Source organism: Roseibium aggregatum IAM 12614, assembly GCF_000168975.1.
Classification (GTDB): domain Bacteria; phylum Pseudomonadota; class Alphaproteobacteria; order Rhizobiales; family Stappiaceae; genus Roseibium; species Roseibium aggregatum.
On sequence record NZ_AAUW01000001.1, the window covers coordinates 205,639 to 218,973 of the forward strand.

The following is a 13,335-nucleotide window of genomic DNA, read 5'->3' on the forward strand; positions in this document are numbered from 1 at the left end:
TCCGATACCCGGGCAAGTTGAAGAGGCCTGCATGGCATCAAAGGACTGCGGCTGAATTATGAAGGGGCGATGGAATATGAGCGCCTTCGAGAGTAGCTCATGATGAAGGTCAGACCACGAGCACTAGCAGCCCGCTGTTTTGCGGTTTGTCTATAAGACCTGAATCTGCCTACGGTCCGGTTCCGCAACGCAGCTCAGCGAGTGGCTTAATCGGAAAATCAGGAGCGTGACACCACTCTGCCGGAAGCAAAATCAGGTTGATGTGTTATCGCCAGAACGCTTGAAAGTGAGAGATTTTTCAAACCGCTTTTGCAGTAAATCTGCCGGGATGCTCTCATTCGCTTGATTGAAGATCGGGCGATACAACCGTGGAACCGGATGGGTCGTCTACCGCGGAAACCTTTCCAACCACGGTTGCCGTGCCGCCTCTGTTGCGCAGCGTTCCGTTGATCATGCCGTCAAACGTTACCTGACTGTTTTCCCACACGATCAGATCGCCGTTCAAAATGCCGGACATTTTGAACGAGACGTTTGGCGCGACAGAAATATCTCCGTTTGCCCGACGATTATTTCGGCACACGGCCGCGCAGCAGGGGGCGTGGAAAACCTGCTCTGTAAATCAAAAAAGGCTTGCTTCCCAAGGCGTCGGCCTCTAAACGGAACGAACCGGAGAGGTGGCCGAGTGGTCGAAGGCGCTCCCCTGCTAAGGGAGTAGACGGGCAACCGTCTCGAGGGTTCGAATCCCTTCCTCTCCGCCACTTCTACCTTTGTCCGACCCGGAGACATAGGTAACAGTTTGTACCGGAGACATGGGTTACAACCTCGTGCCGAACGGGTTGTCGATTGTCTGTAGTGTTCTCTGCTCCAGGTCGATGTATCCCAGATCATAGCTCATGAAGCTGATCAGCCAAATTCCCTCGTCGACCTCCTTGATACCGAGCTTTTGACCGGCAAGCACGGTGGAGACATTGATCTTCTTTCGATACATGCAGATCCGCCCGCAGGCAGTCACAAGCGCATCCCGGTCGTGGAAGGGATAGTCCAGCTCCGGCAAGCCCCGGTAAGGTCTGGGTGAAGGTTTGTAGACTTCATCGGGTATCTGCATGGTGAGCGCCTCGTGCGGGCGTTCCTCGTTGAACTCCTTGAGAAAAGCATCGAACTTCGCCTGCTGCTGGAGGCTGTTCATGCCCGGTGGGCGGGTCGCCTCCTTCTTGAGCGTCAGATGCATGCGTTCATGTCGACCGTTCTGCTGGGGATGTCCGGGCTTGATGCGTTCGATGCCGATGCCCAGGCGTAGCCACCACACCGACAGCTTCGACAGATTGTAGAGCCCGTTAGGTGAGGCAAATGGCAGTCCGTTGTCGGTGCGGATCGCCCCTGGCAGGCCGCGTTCCTTGAACAGGCGCACGAAGGCCTCAATGACCGGCCTTTCCTTCGTGCTGTCAAAGGCTTCGCACATCAACAGATAGCGCGAGGCATGGTCACTGACCGTCAAGGGGTAACAGTATTGCCGGTTGCCCAGTTTGAACTCACCCTTGAAATCGGTACACCACAGATCGTTGGGACGAACGCCTGCCGACAGTGCCGTGCCTTCGGCCTTGTAGGCGCGCTGCCGCTTGCGGGCGCGCTTGACAAGGCCGTGGCGATCAAGCACCGCATGCACCGTGCTTTGGGCCGGGATCCGCACATCGCCGGCGAGCTTCCTGACCAGGATCTCCCGGATCTTGCGCGCACCCCAGTGCGGTTTGTCCTTCTTCGTGGAAACAATCAGCCGCTCAACCTGGTCCGGCAGCTGGTTGGCATAGCGCACCGGACGGCGGGACCGGTCGCAAAGTGCTTCCAGGCCGTCCTGCCGGTAGCGATCCCAGATCTTGTAGCCGGTCTTGCGCGAGATGCCGAACTCACGGCACACCGCACTCATGCCTTCCCCATCCAGAAGACGGGCGATGAAGCGAAGACGTTCCTCCATGACGGACACCTCTTTCCACGGCATCGACACCTCCCGCAAAAACGAAAAGTGTTACCTATGTCTCCGGAACGGTCTGTAACCTATGTCTCAGGTCGGGCACTTGGCGCTGCCACCTTCGGCTACTTGAGCGAATAGCTCCGGGCTCGGACGTTGTCCTCGCTCCCGCGCCCTTTTCCCCTCGACATCATCCCACACCATCAGCACCTGCCGCAGAAGCGGACGGTATTGGCTTTCTGTCCGGAATAGTCCGCAGCCTGTTTCTCAGGCTGGGGCTGATAACAGGTTCTCGGCAAGGGCGGGGAAGTCGGTGAAGGTCGAAAAGACCACCGTGTGCGGGATCTCGGAGACCGGCCGTTTGCGGTAGCCTTCGCTGAACAGTGCGAACGGCATGCCGGCATTGACGGCGGTTTCGGCGTCGACCTCACTGTCGCCGACATAGATCACCGGACCACCGCCGAGGGAGGAATGCAGATAGTGCAGGCCCGCAGGGTCCGGTTTGCGGGCGGTCAGGCTGTCACCGCCCACCAGGGCGTCGAAGAAATGCGACAGGCCAAGGTCTTCGATAATCTTCTCGGCGGGCCGTTGTGGCTTGTTGGTGCAGATTGCCAGCGTGTGTCCGGTCTGCTGCAGGTGGGTGAGCGTTGCTTCAACCCCCGGGTAGAGCACCGTCAGGTCTGTGGCATGCGCCTGGTAATCCTCCAGAAAACTCGAAATCAGACGGGTGCGGTCCCTGGACTTGAGATCAGTGGCATCGATCATGCGGTCGACCAGCGTCGGAATGCCGTTGCCGATGAAAGATCGGATGGTCTCAAGCGGCAATGCTGGCAGGCCTTCGCCTTGCAGCAGGCGGCTTGCTGCTGCGTGCAGATCCTGAGCGCTGTCGATAAGCGTTCCGTCGAGGTCGAAAATCAGGATCGGTTTCATGCCGCCTTCCATTTGATGGAGCATCCCATGGACGGGATCTGATCTTCCGGTCCCTTGCCCGTTTCCGCCACCTGCCGCATTGCTTCGAACAGGTCACGCCGAAGGTCCGCAGGGCCGGTTTCCCGGCGCGACGCATCGAGACGCCCGCGGTATTGCAGTTCCAGCGCGGCATTGAAGCCGAAGAAATCCGGTGTGCAGGCTGCATCATAGGCGCGGGCGACAGACTGGTCCGCGTCATAGAGATAGGGGAAGGGGAAGTTCTCCCTGGTCGCCAGTTCGGTCATTTTCTCAAAACTGTCTTCAGGATAGCTCTCGGCGTCATTGGCGCTGATCGCGGCAACGCCGATGCCAAGTGCCTGAAGATCGTGGGCATCGCGCAGGATCCTGTCGCGGACGGCAATCACATAGGGGCAATGGTTGCAGATGAACATGATCAACGTGCCCTTGGGGCCGGCTATGTCGGACAGCTTGTAGGTCCGGCCATCGGTTGCGGGCAGCTCGAAATCGGGAGCTTTCCAGCCAAAATCGCAAACGGGTGGAATGGCGGCCATCGTGTCGTCTCTCCTTGGAAGGATGCTCTGTTTCAAAGGGAGAGAGTAGGTCAGTCCTTTGAACAATTGAAGGGAGCGGACGGCTGAAATTCGCAGGTGGGAACAAGCCGGTCCGGAAATCCGGACCGGCGCTGCTCTGTTTCTTCAGAACCAGGCTTGCTCAGGATCGGGCAACGGGATCGCGTCGAGCAGGGTGCGTGTATACTCCGCCTTCGGATTGGCGAAAAGCTCTGCGGTTTCGGAGTTCTCGACGATCTCGCCCTTGTAGAGCACCAGAATGCGCGTACACAGCCGCCGGATGACCGAGAGGTCATGGCTGATGAACGCCAGCGTCAGGCCGAGGTCCTTGACGAGGCTCTCAAGCAGGTTGAGCACCTGGGCCTGGGACGACACATCGAGCCCGGACACGATTTCATCCGCCAGGATGAAGTCGGGCTTCAGGGCGATTGCCCTTGCAATCCCGACCCGCTGGCGTTGACCACCCGACAATTCGTGCGGATAGCGGGTCGCGAAATGCCGGGGCAGGCCAACCATGTCGAGCGCTTCATCGACACGGCACTTGATATTGTCGAGCCCCTGAAGGCGCAGCGGCCCGGCGATGATCCCGCCGACCCGCCTCCGCGGGTTGAGCGACGACATCGGGTCCTGAAAGATCATCTGGAAGCGCCGGCGCAAGGGCCGCAGCCTGTCCTCGTGAAGATGGGTGATGTCGGTGCCTTCAAACAGGATCGCGCCGCTGTCGGGCTCGATCAGGCGGGTCAGCGCTCTGCCGAGCGTGGATTTGCCCGACCCGGATCCGCCGACGATGCCGAGGACTTCGCCCCTGGGAATGTCGAAGGTTAGCCCTTTCAGAACGTCGATGCGCGGCGCAGCCCCCAGAAGCGGCTTGCGGGACATGTCCGGAAAGGAAACGCGCAGGTCTTTCAGTTCGTAAATCGTTTCGCTCATGGCCGGGTTCCTGCCCTCGCTTGTTCGTCGAAAGCAGCCACTTCGGCTTCCACGGCTGTGATCACACTTTCAGGCACGGGTGTCAGCGACCCCTGCGGGTCCGTGTATTTCGGCGTTGCTGCAAGCAAGGCCTTGGAATAGGCATGCGACGGCGCGGCAAAGAAATCCTTGACCGTGGTTTCCTCGATCACCTTGCCCGCATAGAGCACCGTCAGCGACTGGGCGATCTTCGAGACGACACCCAGGTCGTGGGTGACGAACAGCAGCGCGGTGCCGTGGCGTTGCTGCATTTCGCGGATCAGCTTGAGGATCTGCTTCTGCACGGTCACGTCCAGCGCCGTTGTCGGCTCATCCGCGATGATCAGCTTGGGTTCTGCAGCAAAGGCGGACGCAATCAGGATGCGCTGGCGCATGCCACCGGAAAGTTCGTGCGGATAGGCTTTCATCACCCGGTCGGGCGACTGGATGTGGACTTCCTCCAGAAGCTCCAAAGCCCGCTTCTCCGCATCCGGCCGTTTCCAGCCGAGAATATCCACCAGCCTGTCGGTGATCTGCGGCCCGACGCGGCGGGATGGATTGAGCGCGGTGAGCGGGTCCTGTGGTATCAGGGCCGCGCGAGCGCCAATCCGCTGCCGTCTTGCCTTCTGGGAGAGCGTTTGCAGGTCTTCCCCGTCGAGCAGGATCTTGCCGCCGGTCAGCCTTGCCGCCTTGGGCAGAATGCCGAGAACAGCCTTGCCGATCATGCTCTTGCCGGCACCACTTTCCCCAACGAGGGCCCGCACTTCACCCGGCGCCACATCTAGCGAGACATGCCGGAGCAGCGGCATGCCGTTCTTCAACTGGACCGTCAGGTCCTGAATGGACAGAAAGCTCATCGCAGCACCGGATCGAAATGGTCCTTCAGGCCTTCGCCGAGCTGGGAAAAGCTCAGCACCGTCAGGAAGAGTGCGAATAGAGGAAACACCAGGACCCACCAGGCCTGATAGATCGAGGTGCGGCCTTCGGCGATCATGCCGCCCCAGGTCGGCTGGTCGGTGGAAATCGACAGGTTGACGAAGGACAGGATCGCTTCGACGATCACCGCAATGCCCATTTCCAGCGTCAGCAGGGCAACGATGGTCGGCAGCACGTTCGGCAGGATCTCGGTGAGGGCGGTGCCGAAACGGGTGCGGCCGGCAACTTGCGCCGAGGCGACATAGTCCATCGCGCCCTGTCCCATCGCCTCCGCCCGCACCACGCGGGCAAAACGCGTCCAGTCGATGACGACAATGGCGATGATGACCGACATCAGCCCGGTGCCGAGAACCGCAATCAGCAGGATCGCGAAGAGGACCGGCGGGAAGGCCATCCAGATATCGATGAAGCGTGAGATCACCAGATCCACCCAGCCCCGATAGTAGCCTGCGATGAGGCCGAGGGACGCCCCAATGAGGCAGGTGAGCGTTCCGGCAACCAGCGCCACGATCAGAGCAAGCCTTGCGCCGTAGAGCATGCGGCTGAGCACGTCGCGGCCGAGGCTGTCGGTCCCCAGGAGATAGGCCGGATCGGCACCTTGTTCGAAGAAGGGCGGCAGGCGTCCGGCGAACAGGTCCTGCGCCAGCGGGTCATGCGGGCTGATCAGGGGGGCGAAGATGGCTGCCAGCACCAGGAAGGTGAGCCAGCCACCGCTGAGCCAGAGCCTGATGCCAGGCAGGCGGCGGATATTTCCACGGGCGTCACGCATGGCGCAGCCTCGGGTTCAGTGCGGCATAAGCCATGTCCACCACCAGATTGACCATCGTGAAGAGCAGGGCAAATATCAGGACGATGCCTTGGATCAGCGGCAGATCGCGGTTGATCACAGCGTCGATCGCCATGTTGCCGAGACCTTCATAGGAAAACAGACGCTCGATGATAACCGTGCCGCCGATGAGGAAGGTGAACTGCACGCCGATCAGCGTCAGCGTCGGTAGGATCGCGTTCGGCAAGGCATCGCGCAGGATGATGGAGCTTTCCGCATAGCCCTTTGTCCGGGCAAGGGTGATGTAATCGTCGTGCATGCATTCCTTCAGGGATTGCTTGAGGAGCTGCAAAATGATGGCTGCCAGCGGGATCGCCAGCGCAAGCGCCGGCATCAGCATGTGGCCCATGAGATCGAGCACCACATCGAAGCGGAAGCGGGCGAGCGCTTCGAACAGATAGAAGTTGGTGCTGAACTCGAACCCGAGCGACGGCGAGATCCGGCCGGAAATATGAAACAGCGGCCACAGAACCCCGAATAGCAGGATCAGCGCCAGCCCCCACAGGAAATCCGGCAGGGAGAGCGCGATGCCGCCGGCAACGTCGATCCCGCCTTCCACCTTGGAGCCGCGGTAGAGCGTTGCAGTGAGCGCAGCCGCACCGCCGATGACAACGGCGATCAGCAGCGCCATCACCGAAAGTTCCAGCGTGGCGGGCAGGCGGCCGATCACCAGGTCGTAGACCGGCTGGCGCAGGGTGATGGAGGTGCCGAAATCGCCCTGGACCACATTCGAGATCCAGATCACGAATTGTTCGAAAATGCCCTTGTCGAGCCCGTAGAGCGCTTTCAGCCGGTCTATGTCGGCCTCGCTCGCCCCCGGCGGCAGCATCATGGCGATGGGGTTGCCCGGAACGACACGAATGACCACGAAAACGATGATCGCGGCACCGAACAGGGTGATAAGCGTTGTGATGAGGCGCGTCAGCAGCGCGCGCACGATTTGCATGGCAGTATTTGGCCCAAAAAATCGGAAAAAAGCCGCCGCAACACCCCGGGAGCAAGCTTTGGAGGATGTTGCGGCGAAGGCGGGTTCGAATATTCCGGTTTTTAGGAGCGCGTCATCAAGGCAGGCAGCAGCGCGCCGGAAGCATGCGGCGTGACCTTGACCTTGTCGCTGTGCAGGATCGGCTGAACGTACTGCAGCAGCGGAATGACCAGGGCATTGTCCGCTATGTAGCGGTCAACTTCCTTCCAGCCTTCAATGCGCTTGTCCTCGTCGGCCTCACCCCACAGCGGCAGGATCTTCTGCATCAGCTCTTCGCCATCCCAGACGGAATGGGGCGAGGGGCCGAACATGGCAAAGCCTGTCGAAGTGGTCGGGTCGCCGATGGCATTGCCCCAGTTGTAGAAGGCTGCCGGGGCAAGCGTATCGGCCGCGCGCAGTTCGTAGTGCTTGGCGATTTCGTAGACTTCGATTTCCGCCTCGATGCCGATCCTGCGCCACAGGCCGACGATGGCCTGGATAATTTCATAATCCTTTGGCTTGAAGCCGCGGGTGGTCTGGATCTTGAACTTGACCGGATTGTCCGGGCCATAGCCGGAAGCCGCCAGCAGTTCCTTTGCCTTGTCGGGGTCGTAGGGAACGGCGATAGAGGCGTCATAGGCGCTGTAGTCGGGCGTCTGCAGCGTGTCGATGGGCACGCCGTAGCCGGACAGGAGACGCTCGATGATGGTCTTCTTGTCGATGGAATAGGCCATGGCCTTGCGCACGTTCTCGTCCAGCATCGGATCGACATCGTTGATGAAGATCATGCCGATATCGGAGATCGGTGCGGAGGTGCCGACAATGCCGTCGTTTTCCTTCAGGCGGTCGAATTCCTCGTACGGCATTTCCAGGGTGACATGGGCGTTGCCGGACATCACTTCGAATGTACGGCTGGAGGCGTCGGTGACGAACTTGATCGTGACCGTCTTGAACTCCGGTGCGCCGCCCCAGTAGTTTTCGTTGGCTTTCAACCGGACGAAGGCGTTGCGCTCGAACTTGTCGACCATGTAGGGCCCGGTGCCGATCGGCTTGGCCTCGAAGCCGTCCGCGCCGACTTCCTCATAGTATTTCTTGGGCATGACGTAGCCGGTCAGGAAGCTCATCCATTTGAAGATGGTCGGCTCGTATTCCTTGACGTCGGCGGTGATCTTGTTGCCGTCGATCTGGAAATTGCCGATCTTGCCCCAGATGAACTGGATCGGGTTGCCGGTGTCCGGATTGCCGGCGCGCTCCAGCGACCAGACAATGTCTTCCGGGGTCAGCGGATCGCCATTGTGCCAGGTGACGCCCTCGCGCACATCCATCCAGATTTTCGACTTGTCGTCGTTCCAGCCCCAGGCGGTGATGATGCCCGGCGCAAAGCTGAGATCGGTGTTCTGATGAATGAACATGTCGAACACGGACTGGTAGATGCCCTGGATGGTCGGGTTGACCGCAGAAGGACCGACAGTCGGGTCCCAGCTCGGCAGGTTGACGTTGTAGGCGATCACCAGTTCTTCGATATCGCTGGCAAAGGCAGGTGTTCCGACGGCTGTCAGCAGTCCGCTGGCAGCCGCACTTTTAAGCAGTGTGCGTCTTGAAACTTTCATTGTTACTGTTCCCCATTTTTACCTCTGGAGCCGGTGCGTTTCTGTTTTTTCGCTATCCGGCAAGTTTTTGTGCGAGCAGATATCCGGGCCCCGCGCCGGTGCCTGCACCCGGCCAGACGGCGGCACCGGTGTGGTAAAGGTTTCCCACCGGTGTCGTGCCGTCGGCAAAGCCGCGTACGGGCCTGAACATGAAATGCTGGGTCAGGTGATGGCTCCCGCAGACCTGGTCTCCTCCGACCAGGTTGGGATTGACCGCCTCCAGCAGGGCGGGCGATACGATATGGCGGCCGAGGATCTTGGCTCTCGTGCCGGGGGCATAACGTTCCAGGATGTCGAGGGCGCGTTCGGCAAAAGGCTCCGCCGCTTCGCTCCAGTCCGTGGCGGTAATCTTGCCGGCGGCATCCCCCTTGATCGTTCCAGGTGCCATGCGCACCTGAAGCCAGAGCACGTGCTTGCCCTCAGGTGCCCGGCTCGGATCGACGACGGTTGGCTGGCCGCAGACGATCACAGGTTCATCCGGCAGCAGGCCGGCGCGCGCCTGGGCATAGGTGCGCGCCATCTGGTCTAGATCCGGAGCCATGTGCACGTAAGCGAATTTTTTCAGCTCTTCGCCTGCGCTCCAGTCGGGCAGGGCGTCCATCGCCAGATGGATCATCATCGTGCCGGGTGCATGGACGAATGTCTTCAGTCCGAGATCATAGCGCTTGTCGCCCGTCTCGCCCGCGAGTCTCAAAAGGGCTGACGGGGCAACGTTGGCAATAACAGCCTTGCGAGCCATGATCTGCCGCCCGTCGCTGAGTTCGATGCCGCGTGCCTGTCCGTTTTCGACAATCACGCGCGTTACTTCGGCATTGCAGGTCACCGATCCGCCGCTCGCCTCGATCTGCGAGACCATGGCCTTGACGATCGTATCCGCGCCGCCCTGACCCAGCACCATGCCGAAGGCCTGGTTGGTCATGCCTTCCAGATAGGGAAACAGGGCGCCACCTGAAATGTCGGGTGCAAAATCAAGATGCATGCCCCAGGCGGCAAGAAGCGCGCGCACCTTGGGTGAAGTGAATGTCGCGTTCAGCCAGTCGCGTGGGGCGGAGAGCAGGAAACGGCCAAGGTCCAGCACGCCGTCCGCACCGCTCTTCCGCCACTGCTTGAATAATATATATGCAAATGCACGTTTTTTTGCCGGGCTGCCCAGAAGGGAGAACAAGGTCTCCGCACGGCCGGGGAATTCCGACGTCAGCGTGCGCCAGACATGAGCGTCTTCCGGGCTGACTTTTTCGATTCGCGAAGCGGTCGTTTCCAGGTCGTTGCTGACCCCAAGCCAGGTGCCGTCCGGAAAAACGGAAGAGAAACAATCGGATGCAGGAGCGAATGCAAGACCGTGACCGCCCAGTTCTTCGGCATATTTCTTGAAGAAAGCCGAACCCGCGAACAGGGAAAGGTTCATGGCCGCCCAGTCATGGCGGTAGCCCGGAAGCGTGTATTCACCGGTTTTGACCGCGCCGCCAGGCTCTGCCGCACGTTCGAAGACACCTATCTTCCAGCCCTGAGCGGCAAGATGAACAGCGCAGGCGAGGCTGTTATGCCCGCTGCCGATAATGACGCCGTCCAACATCTCTGTCACGATTAATCCCCTCCATCGTTCGAAGAAGATAATTGCAAATACAAATAAATCTGTCTAGCATTGAATTGTGATAACGAGCCGACAGGCCACAGAGGTACAGAGGGAACGAATATGTCTGCACAGAGCGCGCTCAGCGGGCTTGGAGCAAAACTCCTGTCCGGAGAAGTGGAAGTGGTGGATTGCACGGGCGTTCTGGGTCCGAATACGCCGATCCTGCAGCTTCCGCCTGATTTTGCAAAGAATACGCCGAAGGTCGAGATCCACAAGATCAGCGAGTATGATTCCGACGGTCCGTTCTTCGCCTGGAACTGGATGGTTCTGGGGGAACATTCCGGCACGCACTTCGATGCGCCGCACCACTGGATCACCGGGAAAGACTACAGCGACGGCTTTACCGACACCCTGGACGTCCAGCGTCTGATTGCGCCGGTCAATGTGATCGACTGCTCCAAGGAGAGCGCGGCAGATCCTGATTTTCTGCTGACTGCGGATTTGATCAAGGCCTGGGAAGCCGAGCACGGTGAGATCGGTGCCGGCGAGTGGGTGGTAATGCGCACCGACTGGGACAAGCGCGCCGGCGACGAGGCTGCGTTCCTCAATGCCGACGAAACCGGTCCGCACAGCCCTGGACCGACCCCGGATGCCATTGAATATCTTCTGTCCAAGAAGATCGTGGGTTGGGGCAGCCAGTGCATCGGAACCGATGCTGGCCAGGCAGGTGGCATGGAGCCGCCGTTCCCGGCGCACAACCTCCTGCACCGCGACAATTGCTTCGGTCTGGCCTCGCTTGCCAATCTCGACAAGCTGCCGGCCAAGGGCGCGATCCTGATTGCCGCGCCGCTGAAGATCGAGCGCGGCACGGGCAGTCCGATCCGTGCGCTGGCTCTGGTCCCCAAAGCCTGAGGCGACCCGGGATGGCCGCTCCGCATGTCATCGTAGGGTCCGGCATCAACGCTCTTGTCGCGGCAGCCATGCTGTCGCGGCGGGGAGAGCCGGTCCTGCTTCTGGAACGCTCTGACGTCCTTGGCGGCTGCATGCGGACCGAGGAAATCACGCTGCCGGGGTTCCGGCACGATGTCATGGCGGCCACCTTTGTCCTCTTCCTGACATCGCCTGCCTATGCGGAACTGGCGGAAGATCTGGGCCGTCATGGCCTCGACTTCTGCCACACCCCGCATCCGACCGCCGTTTTACGGCCGGGAGGGGAGGCGCTGAAGCTGACCACGGACCGTGAGGCCAATGTTGCCACCTTCGAAGCCCTCGCGGCAGGAGACGGCAAGCAGCATGCGGCCGACGTCGGCGGTATCGAAGCCGATGCGGAGTTTCTGTTCGCCTTGCTGGGAGGCCCGCTCTGGTCCGGCAAGATGGCGCGCCTGATGCTCGGCCAGGCCTGGAAACGCGGTCTTGGCGGCTTGAAAACCTGGTTAGGCACCTGTCTCCAGCCGGCACGTGGCTGGCTGGAAGGAGGCTATCAGAGTGACACCCTGCAGGCGCTCTGGGCGCCCTGGGTTCTGCATACCGGCCTGACGCCGGAAAGCACCTACTCGGGCCAGATGGGCCGGGTGATCGCATTTGCGCTGGAAGCTGCCGGCGCGCCGGTGGCCAAGGGGGGCTCAGGCTCCGTGCCGGAAGCGTTCAGACGCCTGATTGAAGCCAAGGGTGGCAAGATCCGGACGGGTGTCGATGTCGAACGTGTTCTGGTGAAGGACGGCAAGGCGGTCGGTGTCGAAACGGCGGACGGAGAAACCATCAAGGCGCGGTCGGTGATTGCGTCCGTCACGCCGACACAGCTTTACCAGCGGCTTCTGAAACAGGAAACTCTTCCCGAGCAAACGCAGAAGTATCGCTACGGCCGTGGCAATTTCCAGCTTCACTATGCTCTCGACGGGGATCCGGACTGGATTTCCGAAGGTCTGGAAGATGTGGCGCTGATCCACCTGACGGACGGCATCGACAGTGTTTCCAAATCCGCCAACGAGGCCGAGCGGGGGCTGTTGCCGGAAGTGCCGACGATCTGCGTTGGCCAGCCCCATCGGCTTGACCCGTCGCGCGCACCGGAAGGCAAAGGCATCCTGTGGCTTCAGATCCCCGATGCCCCGCGCACGATAAAGGGCGACGCTGCCGGCAAGATCGAGACCGGGACCGAATGGACCGAGGCAATTCGTGAAGCCTTTGCCGACCGGCTGGAAGACATCCTCAGGCGGCATATCCGCAATTTCGATCAGATCAAGCTTGCCCGGCGGGCCTACTCCCCGGCGGATCTGAATAACCTCAACATCAATCTGGTCGGCGGCGACCCTTATGGCGGTGCCTGCAGCATCGATCAGTTTTTTGTCTGGCGCCCCTTTGCTCATTCCGTTAATAGCGCCACCCCGATCCGGAACCTTCACATGATCGGCGCTTCGACCCATCCAGGGCCGGGGCTCGGTGGCGGGTCCGGTTACAATCTGGCGAAATGGATGGGTGCATGAGCGACGAGGATCAGACGGACGTAACTTTGGAAGAGGCCCGCTTGCCGCGGCTCGGTGAAATCGGACTGGAAAATTTTCCGCCCTATCTGATGAACCGCATCATGGGCCGCTACAACGCCGCCCTGCGCGAGGAAATGGCCAATCTGGGCCTGACGACGCCGAAGATGCGAACCCTGGCCGTGTTGTCCGTGATCGACGGTCTGCTGATCCGGGAGCTTGCCATCTATGCGGTCGTCGAAGTCTCGACGTTGAGCCGGGCGCTGGACGCGCTTGAGCGGGACGGTCTGGTGCGCCGGGTCTCCGACAAGGAGGACAGCCGTGCCGTCCGTATTCACCTGACGTCCAAGGGGCGTGACACCCACGAGCAGCTTTGGCCGCATCTGGCCGGCGCTTACCGGCAGATGTTCAAAGGCATCAGCGATGCGGATCAGAGGGCCTTCGTCGCCACGCTGCAGGCAATTTTGAAGAACGTGCGCAAGCACCCGATATAAGTTGAT

The 13,335-nt window shown here is 60.6% G+C and carries 12 protein-coding genes and 1 tRNA gene; 4 read left to right on the plus strand and 9 right to left on the minus strand.

What is annotated here, in order from left to right; all coding sequences use genetic code 11:
• Positions 1-668 precede the first annotated feature (668 nt).
• Positions 669-758: transfer RNA gene (locus SIAM614_RS00945), tRNA-Ser, on the plus strand.
• A 56-nt stretch (positions 759-814) separates the two neighbouring features.
• Here SIAM614_RS00945 and SIAM614_RS00950 read toward each other — a convergent pair.
• The 9 genes from SIAM614_RS00950 to SIAM614_RS00990 form a co-directional block, all read right to left on the minus strand.
• Positions 815-1,993 (minus strand): IS481 family transposase, encoded by a 1,179-nt coding sequence (locus tag SIAM614_RS00950; protein ID WP_006931338.1) that lies wholly within the window; start codon positions 1,991-1,993, stop codon positions 815-817.
• Positions 1,994-2,230: 237 nt separating this feature from the next.
• A complete protein-coding gene (gene gph, locus SIAM614_RS00955; protein WP_040438891.1) occupies positions 2,231-2,893 on the minus strand; it encodes a phosphoglycolate phosphatase in 663 nt (220 codons plus the stop codon).
• Entirely contained in the window at positions 2,890-3,444 is a 555-nt protein-coding gene (locus tag SIAM614_RS00960; protein WP_006931340.1) for a thioredoxin family protein, read from the minus strand. The genes gph and SIAM614_RS00960 overlap by 4 nt, the downstream gene beginning before the upstream one ends.
• A 144-nt stretch (positions 3,445-3,588) precedes the next feature.
• On the minus strand, positions 3,589-4,392 hold the full coding sequence (locus SIAM614_RS00965) for an ATP-binding cassette domain-containing protein (RefSeq protein ID WP_006931341.1): 804 nt from the start codon (positions 4,390-4,392) through the stop codon (positions 3,589-3,591).
• Positions 4,389-5,267 carry an ABC transporter ATP-binding protein gene (locus SIAM614_RS00970; RefSeq protein WP_006931342.1) on the minus strand — a complete coding sequence of 293 codons (879 nt, stop codon included), beginning with the start codon at positions 5,265-5,267 and terminating at the stop codon, positions 4,389-4,391. Before SIAM614_RS00970 ends, SIAM614_RS00965 begins: the two co-directional genes overlap by 4 nt.
• Entirely contained in the window at positions 5,264-6,115 is an 852-nt protein-coding gene (locus SIAM614_RS00975) for an ABC transporter permease (RefSeq protein ID WP_006931343.1), read from the minus strand. The genes SIAM614_RS00970 and SIAM614_RS00975 overlap by 4 nt, the downstream gene beginning before the upstream one ends.
• Positions 6,108-7,118 carry an ABC transporter permease gene (locus SIAM614_RS00980; protein WP_006931345.1) on the minus strand — a complete coding sequence of 337 codons (1,011 nt, stop codon included), beginning with the start codon at positions 7,116-7,118 and terminating at the stop codon, positions 6,108-6,110. The genes SIAM614_RS00975 and SIAM614_RS00980 overlap by 8 nt, the downstream gene beginning before the upstream one ends.
• A 101-nt stretch (positions 7,119-7,219) precedes the next feature.
• The gene (locus tag SIAM614_RS00985) at positions 7,220-8,746 is read right to left on the minus strand and encodes an ABC transporter substrate-binding protein (RefSeq protein WP_006931348.1); all 1,527 of its coding nucleotides are present in this window, start codon (positions 8,744-8,746) and stop codon (positions 7,220-7,222) included.
• 52 nt (positions 8,747-8,798) lie between these two features.
• On the minus strand, positions 8,799-10,358 hold the full coding sequence (locus SIAM614_RS00990) for a phytoene desaturase family protein (protein WP_006931349.1): 1,560 nt from the start codon (positions 10,356-10,358) through the stop codon (positions 8,799-8,801).
• Between the two features lie 120 nt (positions 10,359-10,478).
• On the opposite strand from SIAM614_RS00990, the gene SIAM614_RS00995 reads away from it, so the two are divergent.
• Genes SIAM614_RS00995 through SIAM614_RS01005 form a run of 3 tightly spaced genes read left to right on the plus strand, consistent with a single transcriptional unit; the run spans position 10,479 to position 13,329 of the window.
• Entirely contained in the window at positions 10,479-11,270 is a 792-nt protein-coding gene (locus SIAM614_RS00995; protein WP_006931350.1) for a cyclase family protein, read from the plus strand.
• A gap of 11 nt (positions 11,271-11,281) precedes the next feature.
• Complete coding sequence (locus SIAM614_RS01000) at positions 11,282-12,838, plus strand: phytoene desaturase family protein (RefSeq protein WP_006931351.1); 1,557 nt, start codon at positions 11,282-11,284, stop codon at positions 12,836-12,838.
• Positions 12,835-13,329 carry a MarR family winged helix-turn-helix transcriptional regulator gene (locus tag SIAM614_RS01005; protein WP_006931352.1) on the plus strand — a complete coding sequence of 165 codons (495 nt, stop codon included), beginning with the start codon at positions 12,835-12,837 and terminating at the stop codon, positions 13,327-13,329. Before SIAM614_RS01000 ends, SIAM614_RS01005 begins: the two co-directional genes overlap by 4 nt.
• Positions 13,330-13,335 lie beyond the last annotated feature (6 nt).